Below are 20,396 nucleotides of genomic sequence, written 5' to 3'. Positions count from 1 at the left end.
AATTTTTTAGAAAAATGTTTTAATATTGATAATTATCAGATAAATATAGCGGGGATATATAAAAGGAGATAACGATGAATGTTAAAATAATATTTTTTGATCTAGATGGTACTCTTATAAATTATGAAGATGGAAGTATTTCTCCAAGTTCAAAAAAAGCTATACAAATATTAAAAAGTAATGGAATAAGATTAGTAGCAGCTACTGGTAGACCCTTATCGATGTGTCAAGAACTAAAAGAATTAGGGATAGATACATTCATTACCGTAAATGGAGCTTATGTAAAACATAAAGACCGAGTGATACATAAAATTCCGGTGACAAAAGATGTTGTACAAGCGGTAAAGGATTTTGCTGATGAGAATAAACAAAGTCTATTATTCTTTACAGAGGAACTATCTATGAATAGGATTCAAAATTCAACTACATTCCTAGCAATGAATGAAACACTTTCTTTACATGAATTTCCGAACTTCATTGAAGAAGATGTGACTCAAGAAATATATCTTATGTGCTTATATGCAGATGAAACAACAGCTGAAAAATACACTCTTAAATTTCCTGATTTAATTTTTAGAAGGTGGCACCCATTTATAGTGAATGTGTTGCAACAAGATGTATCGAAATCGATTGCGGTAAAAAAAGTTTTAGATCACTTCAACATAAAACCATCTGAAGCGATTGCATTTGGGGATGGAGAAAATGATATAGACATGCTAGAACAAGTTGGCTATGGCATTGCAATGGGAAATGCTCATGAGACATTAAAAAATGTCGCAGATTTTGTAACCAAAAAGTCAAATGAAGATGGAATTGAATTTGCGTTACAGAAGCTTCAACTTATTTAAGTATACATAGAAAGAAGGTATGGTATGTACGAATTATTTAAGTATAATTGGCAAATTAGAGAAGATTGGTTTAAGTGGTGTGAGGATCTTTCAAATGATGAACTTATAAAGAAACGAACTGGTGGAATGGGCAGTATTCTCCGTAATATATTTCACGTTATCGATTGTGAACAACTTTGGATTAATCAAATGAAAGGAAAGCCTGTTTTTCAAAAAGACATAAGCACAATTGCAAGTTTGAATGAAATAAAAAAACTTTCAACTTTAACAAAAACTGTGACTGATCAATTTATTTTAGATTATATTGAAAGAAATGATAAGAAAATACTTGAATTTCAAAAGCAAAATGGAGAAGAACTGCATTTTTCGTATGAGAAAATCCTTCATCACATCATAACTCATGAAATTCATCATATGGGACAATTATCGGTTTGGGCTAGAGAAATTGGAAAAAAGCCTGTACCATCTGATTTGATGTTGAAAGATCTATTTTGAAAATCTACGAATAAATATAAGCTGAAAGAGCTTTTGTTTTGATAAGGTAACAGAGCTCTTTAAATTTGCATGTTTCTAAAAGATTGTTGTTTTTCGCACAATACTATTCGTTGTAGGTTTTGAATTTTTGTTAAAATGCAAAAACTGAAAATGATAGGGGATGAGTAGAATGAATGTAGAGTATTTTATTGGAATTGTCCTGCCAGAAGATTATTTAGAACGAATTAAGCATTTTCAAGGAAGATGGGTTAACTATTTAGGTGTAGAACCACATATAACTATTAAAGCACAAGGTGGATTAACTCCAGATAAAAAGTGGATAGACCAAGTACGAAAAGTGTGCAAGAATTTCAAACCATTTCAAGTGGCATTAGATAAACCAATGTATTTTGGAGATAACATTTTATATTTAAGCGTTAACTCAAATAATTTACACAATTTACATCAAAAAATAGTGAAAGAAATTTCACCATCAGAGGACTTAATAAAGGGTTATTTTGAACTTGATGCCTTTGTACCCCACTTAACATTGGGGAAAGAAAAGTACGGTGGAAATATTTCTACTGGACTATCAAAAAAAGAACTAAAAGATATGGAAGAATTAGTGGATAAAGAATTAGCACCTTATCCTAATTTTGAAGTGAGTTTTATTAGAATTTATGAACTGAATATTGAAAAGCAAAGATATGATAAATATTTAGATATCTCTTTAAGCAATTGACCTCACAAAACGGAGGTCTTTTCTTATGCACTTCTAAATATTTCAACATTTGTATAATTAAACTTTTGACACGTTGAATTTTCATTTGCTCTACAAGTTTATCAGAGCTTAATCCTTTTCTTATTCAAGCCGACGGAACCAATAGAGATACATATCTGCCATGGGGCTAAACCGAAAGTACTTTCTATTTTTTTGTTAACTTGCTCCAAGCAATTTGTAGAATTACACTAACTCAACTAAAAGAAATTTATTTATTGTTTACTTTTCATCCTAATAATCACCATTATCCCTATAATGATGAGTAAACAATAGATTATTCCCATAGTGTTTCCAAACCAGTATAGGAAATATGGTAAAAGTATCGTTACTATACCTGATATGATAAGAACAATCCCCGTACCTTTTGCCAATTTTTCTTTATCTCCTTCAAAAATTGCTTCATTGTAACCTGCGATTAAAAAAAGCATCTTTATACCAAATTAAATATCCTAAGACAATACAAATTAATCCAACTATTGAAGTTATAATAAGCCCATCACTATCCATATTCATCCATCAGTCCTTTACAATTTAATCTGTCAAATGAAACTATTGAATAACTAACCTAATTTTATCTTATAATGGATTAAAAAACCTACAGTCTAAATTAGATACTTTTTCAGGTAGTTCGGCTAATAATTCTTTTAAAGAATGGCTCTGTTAAATTTTAATGTTGATAATTAAACATAATAAAAGGAAACCCTTTTTTCTCTTGAGTTTCCTGCTGTGAATAAACCAACATACTACGTTGACTTATGAATATGATTTGTTTACTTTTCTCCAAATTAATGTTGCAACCAGTAGAATAATGCCTAAAGTAGCTCCGATGATCTGGTCTAATAAAAGTTCACCTGTTCTGAAATAGCGAATAGTAAAAGTACCACCAAAAATGACTATTATTGAAATTGCTAATTGAATAAGATACGAGTTAGTTTTCAATACCTTCCCTCCCTAATAATATTTTACTATAAATAACCAATTATCGTTAGTAAAGGCTTTGTTGCAACGTTTTCAACGATAGCGTTGACGACCGTTGTTTTTCCAAATCAAACAACTTGTTCTGATGAACAGTGAGGACACTCGAAACTTTCTTTGAAGCGAGTTTCTCTCATTTCGTTGATTAAACGACCACCAGCAGATGAAGAAGGTTCAACATAGCGTTTAACCCATTGATAGACTAGTTTTTTTTTAGTATGGGTAATTTGTCGACATACGTTAACGAGTTGCTAATCGCTTTGCTCACCTTTGTAACCTCCTGAACTTTTATATCAACACCATTCTTTAACAGAGCCTAAAGAATAAATATATTATTTGAAACAAAACATGCTAAATGATTACTTCATAATAATGTGATTGTGTGAGTTCACTTTGTGTTAATATTTCCATAGACGTTTTCATAATTGAATCAATTTCATAATGCAAAATTAATATAAAATATACGAACATTTAATGATATCCCATTTTATTAATTGTGTAGCGAAAGACGGCGACTCCTACGGGAAAAGCTTGAGCTGAAAGCCCCGCAGGAACGAAGTGACGAGGAGATTGAAGCCAAGCCCGTGGAAAGCGCCGTCTGTAGCGGAGCATACAAATCTAAATATTGAAAAGTAAATGTGTTAAAATGTTCGTATTTAAAAGCTAAAAATGGATTTATGAAATTGATTCAATTGTTTAAATATGTGAGGAGAGAAACATGAAGCGAATAATTGGGAATCCATGGATTCTATTTTTTCTAGTTTTAATCATAGCGTGTGTAATAGTGTTCAATATTCCCATCGAGAAACGAAAATATGGACTAACTCAATCTGGACTGACGACAGATTATACAGGGCTATTACCAGAGCATGTTGATCAAGTGATAAAAGCGACTAATCGAAGCGATTTACAAAAAATTGTGAAGCAAGCCAATGTAGAAGGTAAACATATATCGATAGCAGGTCTCCAACATTCTCAAGGGGGACATACATATTATAAAGATGGCATCGTATTAGATATGAGAACATTCAACAAAGTATTAGAGGTGAATAAAGAAGCAAAAACTGTACGTGTTGAAGCGGGGGCTACCTGGGAGGATGTTCAAGAAGCGATTCAACCATATGGATTAGCTCTTAAGGTAACACAATCACAATCGATTTTCACGATTGGTGGTTCTCTTTCAGTCAATGCACATGGTAGAGACATTCGGTTTGGACCCATGGCAGATATGGTAAAGGAAATAACACTGTTGACCCCAACAGGTGAAATTAAAACCATATCAAATAAGGATGCAGATAATATGATGCAGTATGTGCTAGGTGGTTATGGGCTATTTGGTGTGATATTGGATGTAACACTCGAGTTAACTGATAATGAAGTGTATACCATTCATACGAAAAAAATTAAAACAAACGAATATGAATCATATTTTTCGAAAGTACTTAATAATCCTGATATTGCTATGCATTATGCTAGGGTGAGTGTTGCACCGAGCTCATTTTTAGACAACATGTATGTGATTGATTATCACAAGACGGGCAAATCGGATCATGTAACAAAGTTGAAAGGTGAAGATTTTGTACATCTAACAAAGTATTCACTTGAATTAGGGAGACATGGTGGCTTTTTAGAGGATGTTTTTTGGACAACACAAAATCTCTACTTGAATCAGATTGATAATTCAAAAATCACACGTAATAATGTCATGCGTTCTGAGTCTACATTTATGGAATTTACGAAACCAGAAAAAGTAGAAGTGTTGCAGGAGTTTTTTGTTCCTATTCATGAATTTGATGAGTATATGAAAGAGTTAAAGAAATTACTTCCTGCGAATGATTCTGATGAAGATTTTAAAATTCATAATATTACAATTCGCTATGCAGCAGAAGACAAAACGACATCTCTAAATTATGCAAAAGAAGATATGCTAGGTTTAGTGATTCTAATTCAGCATGGTCTTCAAGAAAAGGATATTGAAAATGCGAAAGAAATGATTCAAAAGTGGACAGATATCACTCTAAAACATGGTGGCACATATTATCTTCCTTATTATCCTTATCAAACTAAGAAACAATTTAAAGAATCATATCCAAATTGGAAAGAATTTAAAGAAGAGAAACGTATTCAAGATCCAAATGAAGTGTTTGTTAACAATTTTTATGTAAATTATTTGAAGTAAAGAGGTAATGTATGATTAGTAAAAGTAACCGCATAATTCCACTGGTGATTACGGTTGGACAGGTAGCTGTTTTTCCGTACTATATAATATGGTTAAAAGGCATATCACTTACGTTTACGCTATTTGCTTGGTTTTTTGCCATACATTCCTTTGCTGCAGCATGGGGCTATCGAGTATTCCAAGTAAAAAAGAACAAGAAAAAATCGAACATCACACTTATTTACTTAGGAATGGGATGTGCATATTTATTCGTAGGACAGATTAAATCAGAGTTTGAACTCCTACCTTACATAGCGCTACTCTTACAAATTCTTTTAGGGTTTCTTCAAGGTTATTTTCGAGCATGGCATGTTGAACAGGATACCTACCATCTCCATGCTGTGAATCACTATATCATAGTTGGGATGGTTATGATTTCTCTTTCCTTTGTGAAAATCATTTCTCCAGTTGCCATAATTACATTATTTGGATGGTTATTATGTGGATGTAGTTTGTGGATGCTGATCAAGAATAGAACAAAGGTGAAAGTAAAATAATGATGCTGTGCCTAAGCAAATAAGAAGATTTAAAACACCACTTGTTAATTTTATTTAAAGTCAAGATTTTAAGTAACATTTAGAAAAGCTTTGATGAAATGTACTTAAAGTAACGAAGTAGAATAGTGAGATAAGAAAGGAGGTCCTTGTGTGGGATCTCCTTTTTAATTTTTTAAATTTAATTTTATACTGCGCTGCAAGATCTCCAATTAGATGCTTGCATACCTTTATCTTATTAAGGGGTGAAGGATTAATGTTAAATATAACATTCCACTGGAAACTTTCTCAGATACCAGAACGAGATTTAAAGAAGCACTGCAAAATGTGTGGCAAATTATCGGCTTTTACGGATACCAATGTGCGAAGGCATAACGCAAACGGAAAAAGCATATACAAATATGCGATTTATAAATGCGAAAAAAATCATACTTGGAACAAAAAGTTAGCTATTTATAAAACGTTCTCAGAGCATGTTGCTGAAATTGAGGAGCAGAAAGTAGAATCTTCAATTATGACAGCCATTCCAATAACCAGCTTAGCAGAACAAGGAGTAAAGATGATACACATTGTACTAGATGAAGTGATAGGAAAACATCGAATTGATAAAGTGCTTGCAAACCAAATTGAGGATTGGAGTCGATCACAGATCATAGAAAAGATTGAAAAAGGAACGATTCAATTAAATGAACAAGTCATTAGACCTAGTTCAAGATTGTCAAAGGGAGAACGTATTTCCATTTTCATTTGATGAAAAACATTTAGCAACCGAACTAAACTTTAAAATTAGTGAATAGGATATTTTAAGTTCTTCAACTAACGCTCCAGGTTAGTGAAGAAGCAATTTTCACATTTTCACTTGAATATATCTATAAAAAGATAGATGGAGGGCTATTTATGGAATTAATTTCAATTTATATTTTTGGTAGGCTAAACTAGCCCTATGTCCACCCTACCTCTCGTGAATTTTATCAAGTGAATATTATAGATCCAATTTGATTTAATTACCACATCATTCATTCTTGTTTGTTTCAAGTCACAGTTACAGAGATAAAAATTGTTTCATTTAAAGGGAGAGATTTTGTATGAACGAAAAGGAGAACTCTTCAGAAGATAAAAATAAAAAGGATATAAAATTTTCAATTGTAATACCAGCCCATAATGAAGAAAAGTATATTGGAAAATGCTTAGAATCTATTTTAAAAGCCTCAAAATTATATGAAAATCAAGTTGAAATCATTGTTGTGTTAAATCGATGTACAGACAGAACGGAAGAAATTGCAAAATCGTATAAATGTATCATTATAAAGAATAACGATAAAAACCTTTCTAAGATTAGGAACGCAGGTGTTGAAGTAGCTAGAGGTGAAATCATCGTGACAATTGATGCAGATACACAGATGAACGAACATGTGTTGTCTAAGGCAGAGGAGAACTTAATCACTGGAAAGTACATTGGTGGCGGAGTTACAGGGAAATTTGAAAGAATGTCTTTAGGGATTTTTGTTTCCGCTTTGTTATTAATTGGGCCACTATTCTTTAAATATGGAGCAATTTCTGTGGGAATCTTTTGGTGCTACAAAAAGGATTTTAAATCGATCAAGGGATTTAATGAAGATATGCTTATGGCAGAAGATGCAGATTTCGCTAAACGATTAAAAGAGTGGGGAAAAAAGAAGGGAAAAAAATACGGGACGATTCAAAATGGGATGATAACTTCAAGCAGAAAGTTTGATAAACATGGAGACTGGGTTTTAGTTAAACGTCCGAAAATGATCCTAGCCTATCTTAAAGGAACAGACCAGAAATATGCGGATGAAGCATATTATGAAAATCAAGATAGATAAAAATAGAAGTACCATTTGATTGTTCATGGGTTAAATTAAAGCTAGGTTTAAAGTTGAGAGATGAAAAATAAAGAAAAGGGAAAAAGTTTGTAAAAAAATGTACTTAAATAAACAGTGACGTTAATCGAAGAAGGATTAACAAGAAATGTATTTTTTTATGTACTTTCAGGTAGATGCAGAACATACCTTCTAATGGGAGGGTTTATATGTTAAAAAGGATATTGATTATTGTTGGGATACTAATAGTCGGAATAGCATCATTAAGCCTGTTATTTAAATCTTTAGAAGCTGATACTGCTGTTGCAAATAAAGAGGAAAAACCTTTATTTACTAAAAAAGAAGAACTAAATATTCCTACATTGAACAGAGTAACTGAAAAAATTCATGATAAATATAAGGGTTTGAAATTTGTTGTAGGTTCAGATTCAAAGAAAGAATTGAATATACAAATTCAAGAAAATGAAGAATATTTTAATTCAGTAAAAAAGGATATTGAGTCCATTGCAAAAAGTGTAATAAAATCTTCTACATTAAAAAACTATACAGTTGTTGCAAAGAGACTTGATTTATCTTTCATTACTGAAGAACAAAAAAATAAACATAAAGAACTTATACTTTTAACAAATACATTAGCGGAGAATCTAAAAGAAGATTACAAAGTAATAGGAAATATAAATACTGCTTTTCAAGGATCCATTACCATTCATACATCAATAAAAAATTCCAATAAAGATGCACATAAGTTAGCAATAGAAATTGAAGAAACAGTAAATAAAATCTTACATTCTAAAGAACTAAACTCAGTATCTCATATTGACTCTTATGAAATAAAAATATTGAATGCCAAAGGTAAAGTAGTGAATTAGTCGATACATCATGCAAATCAATATCACTTGATATTAGGATAACGAGATCGTTAGTTACAGAAGAAAATTAAGTTAGCCTTGTTAAATATAATTTGACAAGGCTATTTTGTATCTCATTAACTATCTATTTAAACTGCACAAAATGATTAGCAACCAAACTCCTTTGATTCTCTGCTATATATTACTCTACAGCTTTAGTTAAAAATCATAACAGTATAAAAATACATTCAGTTTATCTTTCGTTGAACTAAAATAAACTTCTTTTGCATTTATACGTTCAAAGTTTTGACTGTCATAAAATCCATAGTTACATTTGTTATCTGTATATAGATATAAAGATTTCACATCCATACTTATCATATAATTAATCAAATGATTCATTAGAGCTTTCCCAACTCCAAGACCTCTGGATTCCCCCGATACAATGAATAGTTGTATACAACCTTGAAAATCATCTTCTTTACCGTGTATAAGTTCTTTGTATGCATCTTGAACCTTTGCAAATTCTTTCATGAATTTTTTATTTTCTTTTTTAGTCATGATTACTTTAAGCATGGAATAGGCAAAACTTAAAGTATTTTGAGCTTTCTTTAAATGATTTTTGTCTTTTTTTGCATCTCCCAAAATAACACCAATAATCTTATTGTTTTTTTCTGCTACTTTGCTAAATGAACTTTCTAAAATACAACCTTGTAGATAGATGTTTAATACTGTATCTAAAAATTTCTTATCTTTAATAAATTCATTGAATCCAAATGCTTCACCAATCAATGTTTTAACCGCTTCATAATCTTCTTTAACTAGACTTCTGTATACTACTTTATCCATTTTTATAAACTCCCTGTTATATGAATCAAATTTCATAATGCTTAATTTATACAAAATATACGAACATTTAAGGATATCCAATTTTGTTCAATGTGGAGTGAAAGACGGCGACTCCTACGGGAAAAGCTTGAGCTGAAAGCCCCGCAGGAAGAAATTCTTTTGCTAAAAAGAATTTCTTGCGACGAAGCTAGCGAAGCGATGCAGGAGCACATCTTTTAAGGAACAAAGCCTAAGAACGCCACGTCCTGTGGCAACGGCTTCGTGACCAACATCGTGTTGGCCCGAGGAGATTGAAGCCAAGCCCGTGGAAAGCGCCGGCTGTAGCGGAACATCCAAATCTGGATATTGAAAAGTTAAAATGTTCGTATTTATAAACAGAAAAAGGACTATGAAATTGAATAATATAATTAAATTTTAATTTAGGTCTTTAAATACCTTATAATGATAATAATGTCTCCCCTAAGAGGAGAGTCAACAGTTATGTAAGAAAAAATATCAAGGAAGTGATAAGGATGAAAAATTTATTTTCAATTGGGGAAGTTGCAAAAATGAAAGATATTACAGTAAAAGCGTTAAGATATTATCATAAAATGGGAATTCTTATTCCAAAATATATTGATGAAACAACAGGTTATAGATATTATTCTATAGATCAATTTATTCATATAGATATCATTAAAAGCTGTAGAGAGTTAAATACAAGTATAGAAGAACTTCAAGAAATTTTTAAGAACTGTGATACTGACGAATTACTAACATTTTTACAATTAAAAAAATATGAAGCAGAAGAAAAAATAAAGAAAATGCAAGAAGTAATCAACACTATTGATAGCTTAAATAGGAAGGTAGAGACTTCCAAGGATATATTAATTAATGATGAGGTATCTATTAAGTTCTTTGAAGAGCGTTACGTAGTTGTAGCACCGTGTAAAGAGGTGGGAAGTTTACAGGAGTTACTTTACTATTCAGACTTAGAGAAAATTATTCAAGATAAAGGTGGAAAAATGTCACTGGAAAGAGGGATTATATATATCTTTAATTCAGAGGGTAAAGCAGAACCAAAATATGTTTTTAGTAGAGTTCAAGGGAATTCTAATATAGAAGTTGAACAAAATCTTAAAATATTGCCTAAGGGAAAGTATATAACTTTAGCCTATAGTAAAGAGAATGAGGAGGAACGTAGAAATAAAATGATTAAATATGTAAAAGAAAATAATTTAAAAGTTAAAAGCTTCATTGAAGTGGAGCTATTTAACGATTTTTTTAATACAGAATCCTATAGTTGTCAAATTCAAATGTTTATAGAAAATGATGAGGCTGTTGATTGTTAAGATCGTTACGGTGATCCATACCACAAGTAAATGAGGTTTTATAAAAGGCGATTGCTACTAATCTATAGCAATCGCCTTCATCTACCATTAGCGACTGTCTTAACTCGCTTTTTGTCGAATGTTTTTCTAACACCTATTAGTGCGTTATGACACCATCCTTGCTATGATAATGGAAAAGGATGGTGGGAACATGAAAATCAAAGTGCTGGTTGCTGATGATAATTCCTTTATTCGTGAAGGAATGAAAATAATTTTAAATACATACGAAGAATTCGAAGTGATAGCTGCGGTAAATGACGGGCAAGAGGCGGTGGATTACTGTAAACAGCATGAAATTGATGTGGTCTTATTAGATGTGCGGATGCCGAATATGAATGGTGTGGAAGCAACTAAGTTAATTAGTGAACAAACAAAGACAAAGCCGTTGATTATTACTACTTTTGATGATGACGAGTATATTTTGGATGCCATTAAGAATGGCGCCAAAGGCTATTTATTGAAAAATAATGACCCGGAACGAATTCGTGAAGCGATTACTAGTGTGTATAATGGCAATACCATCATGCAGGACGTTGTGTTGGAGAAAATAAAATCCAATTTGATGGAAAATAAGCAGAAAAGTAAAGTAGATACGAGCCTGTTTAGTGAGCGGGAATTGGATATTATGGCTTTGATTGCAAAGGGGCTTTCAAATAAGGAGATTTCCAAACAACTTTATATTTCAGAAGGAACTATTGCCAACTATATTACCTCTATTCTTAGTAAAACGGGGTTGAGTCATCGCACGCAAATCGCGATTTACTTTTTAACGGGAAGAATTCACTAACATGGAATTCTTCATCATTATTAGTAAACTCATATTATTGGGATATTTGTCGCTCTGGTTTATTCATGGCACATTGCCGGACCCGAATATCCCCTGGATTATTTTTTCCTTACTACTTTATTTGAGCATCAATATTGTGCTCTATATCGTGAAGCGGCAAAGGATAAAGAAGGTTGTTCTATTCATCTCACTGGTCCAAATTCTCTTTTCCTATTATAAGGTACAGCCGTTTTTTATCTTGCTGCTGCCGTTAAATCTATGCGAATTTTCTCCTTTTAATCAGGAAAAACGGTTTATGATGCTAATCTTGGTATTTCTGCCGCTTATTTGGCTTCAAGATGATTTAAGTTTTCAATATGGACTGGTGGCAGCTCTAAGTTGTCTCATTTATATGATGCTTCTGCAGTTTGTTACACGGCTGCAAAGGCAAGAGGATCGATTGGATATGATGAGGAAAAATCTACAGAAGATAACGAAAAGCTTGAATGAAAATAATGAATTCATCAGTCAATCTGAATATACGTTTAAATTGGAGGAGAGGAATCGCCTTGCTCAAGTATTTCATGATAAAATTGGCCACTCGATGACCGGCGCTCTCATTCAAATGGAGGCGGCCAAGCGATTGGTGGGATCTGATCAGGTGAAAGCTTTAGAATTGCTGCAAAATGCTATTAATATTTCAAAACTGGGTATCGAAAGTATCCGCATGACCCTGAAAAATTTGAAGCCGCCTACAGAACAAATGGGCATTAATCGGGTTAAATTTTTCATAGAAGAGTTTTCTGCCAAACATTCGATGGATATGCCTTTTGTTTATAAGGGAAATATGGAACGGATCACCCCGATTCAGTGGAAAATTATTCAGGAAAATTTGACAGAGGCCTTAACTAACTCCCTTAAATATTCGGAAGCGACGACGGTTTCCATTGCAATTCACGTCCTCAACACGATGATCAAAGTGGAAGTGAAGGATAATGGAGTTGGAATCAAAAAGGTAAAAAAAGGAATTGGATTGATTGGAATGGAGGAGCGGACTGCATCAATCAACGGAAAGATTATTGTGGACGGTACCGATGGCTTTTCAGTCACGATGTTAATTCCAATCCAATAAACAATATAATTGTGAAAAATACAAATGGTTCCTGAACTACTGTTCCAATGAAAAAGGTAACTATAAAAATATGAAATTTCTCATGTGAAAAGGATGAATTGTTGCACTTATGCGGCTTCATCTTTTTTTTTATAATGAAGACAGAAAGTTAACGAGAGGTGGAAATCATTTGAAGGTACTTGAAGTGAAAAATTTAACGAAAAAGTTTGATGATTTTCTTGCTGTTGATAATATATCATTTTCCATAAGCGAAGGTGAAATTTTGGGGCTTTTAGGACCCAATGGTGCTGGAAAAAGTACCACTATTAATCTGATTGCCGGTCTCCTGCGCTGCGAAGAGGGTGAAATTAATATTCTTGGGAAAAACAGTAGGAAATACAGCCGCTTTGCAAAGATGAATATCGGGATTGTGCCACAGGATTTGGCGATCTATGAGAATCTCACTTCTTTTGAAAATGTGAAATTTTTTGCCGGATTATATGGGATAAGAGGGACGGAATTAACGGAGATGGCTCAAAAGGCGTTAGAATTTGTTGGCCTACTTGATAAGCAGAAGGAGTATCCGAAGAATTTCTCCGGAGGGATGAAAAGACGGTTGAACATTGCTTGTGCCATTGCCCATCGTCCGAAGTTGATTATTATGGATGAACCAACGGTCGGAATTGATCCGCATTCGCGGAATTATATCCTACAATCGATTCACAAGTTAAATGAGATGGGATGCACGATTATTTATACAAGCCACTATATGGAGGAGGTGGAGGAAATCTGTACACGGATTTCCATTATGGATCACGGCAAGGTGATTGCAGAAGGCACGAAGGAGCAATTAATCGCAATTATTACCAATACAAAGGATATTTGGATTGAGGTAAAATCGATTGAACAAATCGATTTAGAGGAAATCAAGGAAATCAACGGGGTGAAATCCGTCCTTTTGGAAGAAAACCTGATCAAAATCAATTCGGAAATAGACGTAAATAATTTAAATAATATTCTTTTGCATTTAATGAATCAAAGGATTGAAATTAGTTCACTGGAGGAAAAGGAACCGAATCTGGAAACCGTATTTCTTACACTTACTGGAAGGAATTTAAGAGACTAGAAAGGAGGGTATTTCTTTGAATGTACTTAGCATTATTTGGAAGGAACTTAAAGTGAGTTTCCGGGATTACCATACATTTATCTTCATGCTGGCCATTCCCATTGTCATGATGTTGATTCTTGGTTCTGCCTTATCAAAAGATTTTGATCAAAAAATAAAAGTCGACAATGTTCATGTCTTATATAAAACTACTGCTAGTTCAGAGATTTCCTCCTATTTTCAAGCGTTTATCAAGGAAGCTAAAGATACCGGCATTAATTTTAAGAAGGCAGCTGACGGGATGAACGGGCAAAAGGAGGTAGAAGAAAATCACTACACTGCCTTTGTTGAGGTGACCAATAAAGGAGTCAAATTATATGGCAGTAGCCAAAATAGCATCGAGGTGAGTATTCTCCAAGGGATGCTGACCGCATTTGCCGATAAATATAATCTTACTGCTGCGGTAGCAAGTGTTGATCCAGCAAAAATCAGTACCGTTTTAGCAAGCCCGGCCAAGCATGATTTTATAGCAGAATCTTCACTGCAGTCAACGAAGAAGCCCGGTTCAATGGACTATTATGCGATTGCAATGACGACGATGATTGCCTTTTATTCGGCGATGTATGGAATGGGACTTCTTCGCGATGAAAGAGTCAATCATACTTCGATTCGATTATTGGCTGCCCCAATTCGAAAAGGTGAGATTTTTCTCGGAAAAATTATTGGCTGTGTTCTTGTTAACATGATCTGTATTATTGTAATTATTATCTTTAGCCACTATGTGTACAAAGCGGACTGGGGAAGTCATATTGGGTGGATTCTTCTTATCCTAATATCGGAAGTATTCCTGGCGGTCAGTTTAGGCCTTGGTGTTAGCTATTTGATTAAAACACATGAGGCTTCAAGAACAATCATCACCCTAGTGATTCAGCTTGCGTCATTCTTTGGTGGCGCCTATTTCAAAATTGAAGGTGCCACGGGGGCATTTAAATTTATAACGGATTTATCCCCACTTACATGGTCCAACCAGGGGATTACGAAAATCATCTATGCCAATGACCTATCGGCTGCGATGGTGCCAATCACCTTAAATCTTGGGATTTCGCTTCTATTTTTAACGGTTGCCATCATTTCATTCCAAAGACGGGAGGGATTATGATGAAAGATATAATCTGGCTGATGAAGAAAATTCTTAGTGTGACTTTTAGAAAAAAAGGAAATATCCTTCTATACTTTGGTGTACCGCTAATCGGAATTGTCATTGCCTTTCTGGCTTATGGAGGAAGCAGCCAACAAGCACTGAAAGTTGGGGTGATTAATCATGACTCGGGACAGATTGCGGGAGATACAGTAAATTTTCTAAAACATTTGAAAAATATGAGTTTGGTCAAGGTCAATGAATTTTCTATGAAGGATCAAATTGCTACGGGGAAATTAGATTGTGCGATTATTTTGGACGAAGGATTCTCGGAAAGTATTCAAACCGGAAACCCAGAGCATATACAGCTTGTCTCGATTAAAGGAGCACAAGTTACCGGCTTTGTAAAATCATATCTTTACCAGTATCTTGATAATGTTATGGCCTTAAATAAGGCAGCAAATGGTGATCAAGATGCGTATCAAAAAATGTCTGCCCGCTATCAACAGGCTGATTTCAATTTTCATGTAGAGACACTGCAAGATACCTCAAAAGGTAAAAATATGACAAATGGGACCATCGGCTTTTTGTTAATGATTATGCTATTATCAGCAGGAAACTTTGCGGAAATCATTTTGAAGGAAAAAGAAAATCGTACCTATTTCCGTCTGTTATCAACACCGATTAACGCCAGGAAGTATGTGCTTGCGAATATAGCGGTCAGTATGCTGGTAATGGTTGTCCAAATCATCTTTACGCTACTGGTTGTAACGAATGTCTTCCATATTGAGATGCATGTGCCCATTTGGCAAATGTCTATCATTTTAATCTTGTTTGCTTTAGTGGCAGCAGGTTTATCGCTAATGCTTGTTTCCTTTTCTAACAGTTCCGGGGCAGCAAGTGCGCTACAAAATTTAGTCTTGGCACCATCGTGTCTCTTGGCAGGTTGTTTTTTCCCCTTTGAAATTATGCCGAAGACTGTTCAGAAAATTGCTAACTTTACGCCGCAGCGATGGGTACTTGATACCATAAGCCAACTACAGCAGGGACATCATTTTGGCAGTCTTTACCTTAATTTTATGATTCTACTAGCGTTTGCCGCCGTATTTTTTCTAGTCTCGGTTTATAGATTTGGCCGAAATAACGATGTTCGAAATTTTGCATAACTAGAACTTAAATAGGTGCAGTGAACCGTATCATAAATAGAGTCGGTTTTAAAAACATACCTAGAGGTGAAACAAATTAATGTATCACCTTCTCAGATTGTTTACTTTCTAAGAGGAAATATTTATATAGGTGTTGCTGAAGGACAGCACAAGAGCGATTCACAATTAAATCCCAAATAGCAAACTTGCTTTATTCCAAGGTAGGATCCAGCCGCATTAATATTTAAACAAACAAAGGGAAATACACCGTGAAATGAAAAATAAGCAATCCTTTCTGTAGAATTATAAGAAAGGACGGAGAAACATACTCCAATCAAAAGTGAAAAGTTTAGATTTTGATGTTAAACATCGAAATATGAAGTTGATTTATTCATCAAATATAAAAAGAGTTGACCTTACAGAGGAAGGTACAACTCTTTTCAGCAATTAAGATATCTTAATGAAAAAGATTATTTTTATTAAATTCAATTACATACTTTACGACTTTATATTCTTGAATACATTCACAATGAACAGTACAACAGAAAGTGATACTGCAATTCCACCGCCAGAAACACAGATCTCCATCATGTAACGGGGTACATCTAAATAAATCAATATAATTCCAAGTAGAAAGAATGGTAAGCCAATTTGATATAACCAGAATTGTGCTTTAGCTAAAGAAGTTTCTCCAGCTTCCTTATAATAAGAATAAATTAATCCAATAACACCACTCGTCACCCAACCCATCAAATTAATATGAGCATGAACTGCTGCCCACTTTAACTCGACTGTGTAATGCATAAAAAGGCCGTAAGCGATTCCAAACGCAAAATAAACAACCGCAATTTTAATCCATTTTGCCCCCATACGAATCAGCTCCTTTTCATTTGTTGGTATTAACATATGCATGGCAATTTGTCAAAATTACTCAAATAACAACAGAGATGATCGAAATATTAAAATTTGTGGGATCAAATGAATTCTGTGATAAAAGAACTGGATTTTACTAAATCTACTAATTTTTGAAATTGATTATAATTTTCCGTATAATACAGAAAGTTACAAATATTTTACTGGGAGATGAATTCTATGGTGCAAAAATTGTTAGAAGCAATCCAAAAAGATAACCTAGAAGAAGTGAAAGAGATGATTCGTGAAAAACCTGAATTACTGAATTTACGAAATCAAACAGGTCAATCGCCAGTTCTTACAGCTATCTATAATGGTGCTAGTCATTCTTTAGAATTTTTGTTAGAAAAAAAGATTCCTCTCGATATATTCGAAGCTGCAGCAGCTGGAAAACTGTCACGAGTAAAAGAGCTGGTAGAGTTAAATCCTTCGTTCGTTTTAGAATACGCAAATGATGGCTTTACTGCTCTTGGTCTTGCTTCCTACCTAGGTCATAAAGATATCGTAGAGTATCTAATAGAAAACGGGGCAGATATCAATAGTACATCTAAAAATAGTATGAAAGTGATGCCTTTACATTCTGCAGTAGCTACAAAAAAAGTGGACATTGCGGAATTGCTCTTAAAGAATGGGGCTCAAGTAAATGCTAAGCAAGATTCAGGTTGGACTCCACTACATGAAGCGGCAATGAACGGACAACTAGAAATGCTTCAATTATTAATTAGATATGGAGCGAATACCACGCTAAAGAAGGATGATGGCGAGACTGCTCTGGATGTAGCTCTTCGACAAGATCATATAGAAGTAGCTGAATTGTTAAGAGTTTAATTCAATGTCTATTCATCTTTTCTGGTAAAAAAAGAGTAGTATTTTTAACGGAGGAATACAATGGATAAACCTTATAAAATAGCTATCATTGGGGGAACGGGGAAGGTAGGGCGTCATATTGCAAGTACTGCAATAAAGAAAGGATTTCAGGTTCGTATGCTCGTCAGGAATCCAGAAAAGCTAATGTACAGAGATGATAATATTGAGATCGTAGAGGGGCAAATTCAAGATATTGATACGATTCGTAAACTACTTAATGGATGTAAAATTGTTATTAATACATTTGGTCAACCAGTCAAAGAAGTACCTATGTATAGCAATGTAACCAAAAATATTTTTGGAATAATGAATGATTTAAATATCACTCGATATATTGGTGTTTCTGGTGGTTCTCTAACGATAAAAAGTGATAAAAAGAGCTTTATAAATCGATTTGGCTCAAAAATGTTTGAAATTTTCTTTACAAAGATGATGGAGGATAAAAAACTGGAATGGGAGGTTTTGAACAATACTAAACAGATCGAATGGACACTAATTAGACTACCTTTTGTGAAAGATAGTTCAAAAACAAAGTTAATAAAGGAAAATCTTTCAAATATGCCTGGTACAAAAATTAGTAATCAAGATATAGCCAGTTTTATTATTGATCATCTGGATAACCCAAAATATGTACATAAAGCGCCATTTATCTCACATTAAAATAAAGATATAGGGGGTGAATAAATTGAATATTGAATTAACAAGATTTCGTGTAAAAGAAGGGAAGTCTGAAAAGGTTACGGAATGGCTAGATTTTTTAAATAAGAATATGGAAGATGTGCTTGTTACACTTGAAGGCGAAAAAATGTACGTTGAAACAATATTCCGTGAAGTATTAGATGGACATGAATATCTATATTGGTATTCAGTACAAGGAACTGGTGGTGTTCAAGTAGAAGAATCAGAACACTGGATTGATAAAAAACATCTTGAATATTGGGATGAGTGTATTGATCCTAATTTTAAACCTAAAGATTTAAATACGGAGGTAGTAATGATCTCCAACAAAATTATTGATGTGATGGATTGAGAACTGAAAACTGTTAATTAAGAAAAGAGCACTTCCTAATTTTATGGCAGAATAGGGGATGTAAATGAATCTTAATATTACTAAAGAATTAAATAAAAAGAATAAACAATATATTAACGATGAACTTTATAAGTTTAATTTAAAGCACTTCCGAAATGATTTAGCGGGGAAATACGAAGAAATCTGTTTATTTCTTAAAGATGAAAAAGACACCGTTCGCGGTGGAATCCTCAGTGAAATATGTTGGAATTGGTTAGAGATTCATACTTTTATGATAGATGAGGATATAAGAAAATCGGGATTTGGAACTAAATTATTATTAGAGCTTGAGAAGATTGCTGTAGAAAAAGAATGTGATTTCATTAAAGTAGATACATTGAGTTTTCAAGCATTAGGTTTTTACGAAAAGAATGGTTATCAAGTGTTTGGTAGTATAGACAATGTAGGGAGAGATCATCAGCATTTCTATTTAAAAAAAGATTTAAGGCATTAGGGTTGAGGGGCTCTCAAATTAATAACGGAAGTAAGTAATCTGTTACTCCCTCTGAATTCGATGAACTAACTTTAAGGATGATTTTCATAAGCATCGTTATAAAGAAGTACATGAAGCTTAATAAATAGATTAATAGCAGTAGTACAAAATGTTGCCGAAAATCAAAAGCGATTGCTAATTAATCAATTTGAGCAATTCAAATAATAAAGGAATAGAGTTGTACCAACACTTTACAACTCTATTCCTTTATTTGAATTACGAATAATTAAACTTTGTCTCTAAATCTACAATCATATTTAAAGTTTCTCAAGTACTTTATCGACGGAATGCCATTCATATATTGATTCATTTAATACTTTTCCGCCAATTTTAATCTGAACATTTTTTACAAATTTCGCACCATAATATTCATAAAAATATTTCGTTTTATTATCTTCTAAGACATCGACAAAAATCTTTGAATAACCCATTTTTTTGAAATGAATGAATAATTCTCTCATTAAGGCTTTTCCAATCCCTGTTCCTTGATATTCCTCTAACAAATAAATTGAAGTTAAATCACAAGTGTTTTCTTCATTGTTTGTTTCTCTTTTCCACGCGTCAGCAAAACCGATAATTTTTCCTTGTTCATTTTCAGCTATAATTACATAATTGTCTTCTCTAATTATGTTTTGCTTCCAAAGTTCTGTTCTATCTTCATAAGATAAACCCTTTAAAAAATTATCTGGAATTATTCCTTTATAAGTCGTTTTCCAACTATCAACGTGTACTATAGCAATACCATTTGCATCCTCAATATTTGCTCTCCTAATCTCCACTTAATACACACCCTAACCTTAATATTTTTTATTATTGTCCTATTCTTAATAATACGTATTTAATATTATAAAACAATCAGAAAATTCTAACTGCAAATTGGCGACTTCAAGTAAAAAGACTGAATCAACATCAATTTGTGATTCTGTCTCAAAAATAAATTTGATTGAAAGTAGATAATTAGCGAAAGTTATTATTTTTTATATCCAATAAAAGAGCTTCTATTGAAATCATTTTATTTGAAATGAACGATACTTATGATAGCTTAAGCTTATCAAAATTCAAAGTTTAGACCTTATTGAACTATCGGAG

The 20,396-nt window shown here is 33.2% G+C and carries 23 protein-coding genes and 1 pseudogene; 18 read left to right on the top strand and 6 right to left on the bottom strand.

Annotation, left to right across the window (positions count from 1 at the left end; all coding sequences use genetic code 11):
* Positions 1-74: 74 nt before the first annotated feature.
* From Q8X41_RS03410 to Q8X41_RS03400, 3 genes are all read left to right on the top strand, one after another.
* Positions 75-848, top strand: coding sequence for a Cof-type HAD-IIB family hydrolase (locus tag Q8X41_RS03410; protein WP_397538860.1), 774 nt, complete (start codon positions 75-77; stop codon positions 846-848).
* A 24-nt stretch (positions 849-872) separates the two neighbouring features.
* Entirely contained in the window at positions 873-1,343 is a 471-nt protein-coding gene (locus tag Q8X41_RS03405; RefSeq protein WP_397538859.1) for a DinB family protein, read from the top strand.
* A 169-nt stretch (positions 1,344-1,512) separates the two neighbouring features.
* Positions 1,513-2,064: a 2'-5' RNA ligase family protein gene (locus Q8X41_RS03400; RefSeq protein ID WP_397538858.1), complete on the top strand. Its 552-nt coding sequence runs from the start codon at positions 1,513-1,515 to the stop codon at positions 2,062-2,064.
* 251 nt (positions 2,065-2,315) lie between these two features.
* On the opposite strand, the gene Q8X41_RS03395 is transcribed toward Q8X41_RS03400, so the two are convergent.
* The 3 genes and pseudogenes from Q8X41_RS03395 to Q8X41_RS03385 form a co-directional block, all read right to left on the bottom strand.
* On the bottom strand, positions 2,316-2,531 hold the full coding sequence (locus Q8X41_RS03395) for a DUF3784 domain-containing protein (RefSeq protein WP_397538857.1): 216 nt from the start codon (positions 2,529-2,531) through the stop codon (positions 2,316-2,318).
* Between the two features lie 325 nt (positions 2,532-2,856).
* Positions 2,857-3,042 (bottom strand): hypothetical protein, encoded by a 186-nt coding sequence (locus tag Q8X41_RS03390; protein ID WP_397538856.1) that lies wholly within the window; start codon positions 3,040-3,042, stop codon positions 2,857-2,859.
* A gap of 75 nt (positions 3,043-3,117) precedes the next feature.
* Positions 3,118-3,346, bottom strand: a pseudogene (locus Q8X41_RS03385) (IS1595 family transposase); the annotation flags it as partial.
* Positions 3,347-3,796: 450 nt separating this feature from the next.
* Between Q8X41_RS03385 and Q8X41_RS03380 the strand changes: the two are divergent.
* The 5 genes from Q8X41_RS03380 to Q8X41_RS03360 all read left to right on the top strand — a co-directional run bounded on the left by Q8X41_RS03380 (position 3,797) and on the right by Q8X41_RS03360 (position 8,503).
* Entirely contained in the window at positions 3,797-5,257 is a 1,461-nt protein-coding gene (locus Q8X41_RS03380) for an FAD-binding protein (RefSeq protein WP_397538855.1), read from the top strand.
* 11 nt (positions 5,258-5,268) lie between these two features.
* Positions 5,269-5,793, top strand: coding sequence for a hypothetical protein (locus Q8X41_RS03375; RefSeq protein ID WP_397538854.1), 525 nt, complete (start codon positions 5,269-5,271; stop codon positions 5,791-5,793).
* 253 nt (positions 5,794-6,046) lie between these two features.
* A complete protein-coding gene (locus Q8X41_RS03370) occupies positions 6,047-6,541 on the top strand; it encodes a S4 domain-containing protein (protein WP_397538853.1) in 495 nt (164 codons plus the stop codon).
* Between the two features lie 334 nt (positions 6,542-6,875).
* Complete coding sequence (locus Q8X41_RS03365; RefSeq protein ID WP_397538852.1) at positions 6,876-7,637, top strand: glycosyltransferase; 762 nt, start codon at positions 6,876-6,878, stop codon at positions 7,635-7,637.
* A 206-nt stretch (positions 7,638-7,843) separates the two neighbouring features.
* Positions 7,844-8,503 carry a hypothetical protein gene (locus Q8X41_RS03360; RefSeq protein ID WP_397538851.1) on the top strand — a complete coding sequence of 220 codons (660 nt, stop codon included), beginning with the start codon at positions 7,844-7,846 and terminating at the stop codon, positions 8,501-8,503.
* A 198-nt stretch (positions 8,504-8,701) separates the two neighbouring features.
* Here Q8X41_RS03360 and Q8X41_RS03355 read toward each other — a convergent pair whose 3' ends face one another.
* Positions 8,702-9,331: a GNAT family N-acetyltransferase gene (locus tag Q8X41_RS03355; protein WP_397538850.1), complete on the bottom strand. Its 630-nt coding sequence runs from the start codon at positions 9,329-9,331 to the stop codon at positions 8,702-8,704.
* A 512-nt stretch (positions 9,332-9,843) separates the two neighbouring features.
* Between Q8X41_RS03355 and Q8X41_RS03350 the strand changes: the two genes are divergently transcribed.
* The 6 genes from Q8X41_RS03350 (at position 9,844) to Q8X41_RS03325 (ending at position 15,987) form a co-directional block, all read left to right on the top strand.
* Positions 9,844-10,662, top strand: a complete 819-nt coding sequence (locus tag Q8X41_RS03350) for a helix-turn-helix domain-containing protein (RefSeq protein ID WP_397538849.1) — start codon at positions 9,844-9,846, stop codon at positions 10,660-10,662.
* A 190-nt stretch (positions 10,663-10,852) separates the two neighbouring features.
* The gene (locus tag Q8X41_RS03345) at positions 10,853-11,488 is read left to right on the top strand and encodes a response regulator (protein WP_397538848.1); all 636 of its coding nucleotides are present in this window, start codon (positions 10,853-10,855) and stop codon (positions 11,486-11,488) included.
* A 1-nt stretch (position 11,489) separates the two neighbouring features.
* Entirely contained in the window at positions 11,490-12,599 is a 1,110-nt protein-coding gene (locus Q8X41_RS03340) for a sensor histidine kinase (protein WP_397538847.1), read from the top strand.
* 169 nt (positions 12,600-12,768) lie between these two features.
* A complete protein-coding gene (locus Q8X41_RS03335) occupies positions 12,769-13,704 on the top strand; it encodes an ABC transporter ATP-binding protein (RefSeq protein WP_397538846.1) in 936 nt (311 codons plus the stop codon).
* A gap of 16 nt (positions 13,705-13,720) precedes the next feature.
* Positions 13,721-14,842: an ABC transporter permease gene (locus Q8X41_RS03330; RefSeq protein WP_397538845.1), complete on the top strand. Its 1,122-nt coding sequence runs from the start codon at positions 13,721-13,723 to the stop codon at positions 14,840-14,842.
* On the top strand, positions 14,842-15,987 hold the full coding sequence (locus tag Q8X41_RS03325) for an ABC transporter permease (protein ID WP_397538844.1): 1,146 nt from the start codon (positions 14,842-14,844) through the stop codon (positions 15,985-15,987). The genes Q8X41_RS03330 and Q8X41_RS03325 overlap by 1 nt, the downstream gene beginning before the upstream one ends.
* Positions 15,988-16,464: 477 nt before the next feature.
* Here the strand turns inward: Q8X41_RS03325 and Q8X41_RS03320 are convergent, their stop codons facing one another.
* A complete protein-coding gene (locus Q8X41_RS03320; RefSeq protein ID WP_397538843.1) occupies positions 16,465-16,836 on the bottom strand; it encodes a hypothetical protein in 372 nt (123 codons plus the stop codon).
* A 222-nt stretch (positions 16,837-17,058) separates the two neighbouring features.
* Here Q8X41_RS03320 and Q8X41_RS03315 point away from each other — a divergent pair, with 222 nt between their 5' ends.
* From Q8X41_RS03315 to Q8X41_RS03300, 4 genes are all read left to right on the top strand, one after another.
* Positions 17,059-17,706, top strand: coding sequence for an ankyrin repeat domain-containing protein (locus Q8X41_RS03315; RefSeq protein WP_397538842.1), 648 nt, complete (start codon positions 17,059-17,061; stop codon positions 17,704-17,706).
* A gap of 60 nt (positions 17,707-17,766) precedes the next feature.
* Positions 17,767-18,405: an NAD(P)-dependent oxidoreductase gene (locus Q8X41_RS03310; protein WP_397538841.1), complete on the top strand. Its 639-nt coding sequence runs from the start codon at positions 17,767-17,769 to the stop codon at positions 18,403-18,405.
* 25 nt (positions 18,406-18,430) lie between these two features.
* On the top strand, positions 18,431-18,775 hold the full coding sequence (locus tag Q8X41_RS03305) for a DUF6176 family protein (protein ID WP_397538840.1): 345 nt from the start codon (positions 18,431-18,433) through the stop codon (positions 18,773-18,775).
* 64 nt (positions 18,776-18,839) lie between these two features.
* Positions 18,840-19,268: a GNAT family N-acetyltransferase gene (locus tag Q8X41_RS03300; RefSeq protein ID WP_397538839.1), complete on the top strand. Its 429-nt coding sequence runs from the start codon at positions 18,840-18,842 to the stop codon at positions 19,266-19,268.
* Between the two features lie 296 nt (positions 19,269-19,564).
* On the opposite strand, the gene Q8X41_RS03295 is transcribed toward Q8X41_RS03300, so the two are convergent.
* Positions 19,565-20,086 (bottom strand): GNAT family N-acetyltransferase, encoded by a 522-nt coding sequence (locus tag Q8X41_RS03295; RefSeq protein WP_397538838.1) that lies wholly within the window; start codon positions 20,084-20,086, stop codon positions 19,565-19,567.
* Positions 20,087-20,396 lie beyond the last annotated feature (310 nt).

Source organism: Rummeliibacillus pycnus (assembly GCF_044359855.1).
Taxonomy (GTDB): domain Bacteria; phylum Bacillota; class Bacilli; order Bacillales_A; family Planococcaceae; genus Rummeliibacillus; species Rummeliibacillus pycnus_A.
Note: the sequence above shows the minus strand (reverse complement) of the source record. Positions and strands in the feature narration are given on the sequence as shown.

What these genes read in the sequence shown, in the direction of transcription:
- Q8X41_RS03310 (WP_397538841.1), top strand. Translation starts at nt 17,767, where the DNA reads ATGGATAAACCTTATAAAATAGCTATCATTGGGGGAACGGGGAAGGTA.
- Q8X41_RS03380 (WP_397538855.1), top strand. Translation starts at nt 3,797, where the DNA reads ATGAAGCGAATAATTGGGAATCCATGGATTCTATTTTTTCTAGTTTTA.
- Q8X41_RS03355 (WP_397538850.1), bottom strand. Translation starts at nt 9,331, where the DNA reads ATGGATAAAGTAGTATACAGAAGTCTAGTTAAAGAAGATTATGAAGCG.
- Q8X41_RS03325 (WP_397538844.1), top strand. Translation starts at nt 14,842, where the DNA reads ATGAAAGATATAATCTGGCTGATGAAGAAAATTCTTAGTGTGACTTTT.
- Q8X41_RS03410 (WP_397538860.1), top strand. Translation starts at nt 75, where the DNA reads ATGAATGTTAAAATAATATTTTTTGATCTAGATGGTACTCTTATAAAT.
- Q8X41_RS03365 (WP_397538852.1), top strand. Translation starts at nt 6,876, where the DNA reads ATGAACGAAAAGGAGAACTCTTCAGAAGATAAAAATAAAAAGGATATA.
- Q8X41_RS03395 (WP_397538857.1), bottom strand. Translation starts at nt 2,531, where the DNA reads ATGCTTTTTTTAATCGCAGGTTACAATGAAGCAATTTTTGAAGGAGAT.
- Q8X41_RS03375 (WP_397538854.1), top strand. Translation starts at nt 5,269, where the DNA reads ATGATTAGTAAAAGTAACCGCATAATTCCACTGGTGATTACGGTTGGA.
- Q8X41_RS03320 (WP_397538843.1), bottom strand. Translation starts at nt 16,836, where the DNA reads ATGGGGGCAAAATGGATTAAAATTGCGGTTGTTTATTTTGCGTTTGGA.
- Q8X41_RS03345 (WP_397538848.1), top strand. Translation starts at nt 10,853, where the DNA reads ATGAAAATCAAAGTGCTGGTTGCTGATGATAATTCCTTTATTCGTGAA.
- Q8X41_RS03370 (WP_397538853.1), top strand. Translation starts at nt 6,047, where the DNA reads ATGTTAAATATAACATTCCACTGGAAACTTTCTCAGATACCAGAACGA.
- Q8X41_RS03350 (WP_397538849.1), top strand. Translation starts at nt 9,844, where the DNA reads ATGAAAAATTTATTTTCAATTGGGGAAGTTGCAAAAATGAAAGATATT.
- Q8X41_RS03405 (WP_397538859.1), top strand. Translation starts at nt 873, where the DNA reads ATGTACGAATTATTTAAGTATAATTGGCAAATTAGAGAAGATTGGTTT.
- Q8X41_RS03340 (WP_397538847.1), top strand. Translation starts at nt 11,490, where the DNA reads ATGGAATTCTTCATCATTATTAGTAAACTCATATTATTGGGATATTTG.
- Q8X41_RS03315 (WP_397538842.1), top strand. Translation starts at nt 17,059, where the DNA reads ATGGTGCAAAAATTGTTAGAAGCAATCCAAAAAGATAACCTAGAAGAA.
- Q8X41_RS03400 (WP_397538858.1), top strand. Translation starts at nt 1,513, where the DNA reads ATGAATGTAGAGTATTTTATTGGAATTGTCCTGCCAGAAGATTATTTA.
- Q8X41_RS03360 (WP_397538851.1), top strand. Translation starts at nt 7,844, where the DNA reads ATGTTAAAAAGGATATTGATTATTGTTGGGATACTAATAGTCGGAATA.
- Q8X41_RS03300 (WP_397538839.1), top strand. Translation starts at nt 18,840, where the DNA reads ATGAATCTTAATATTACTAAAGAATTAAATAAAAAGAATAAACAATAT.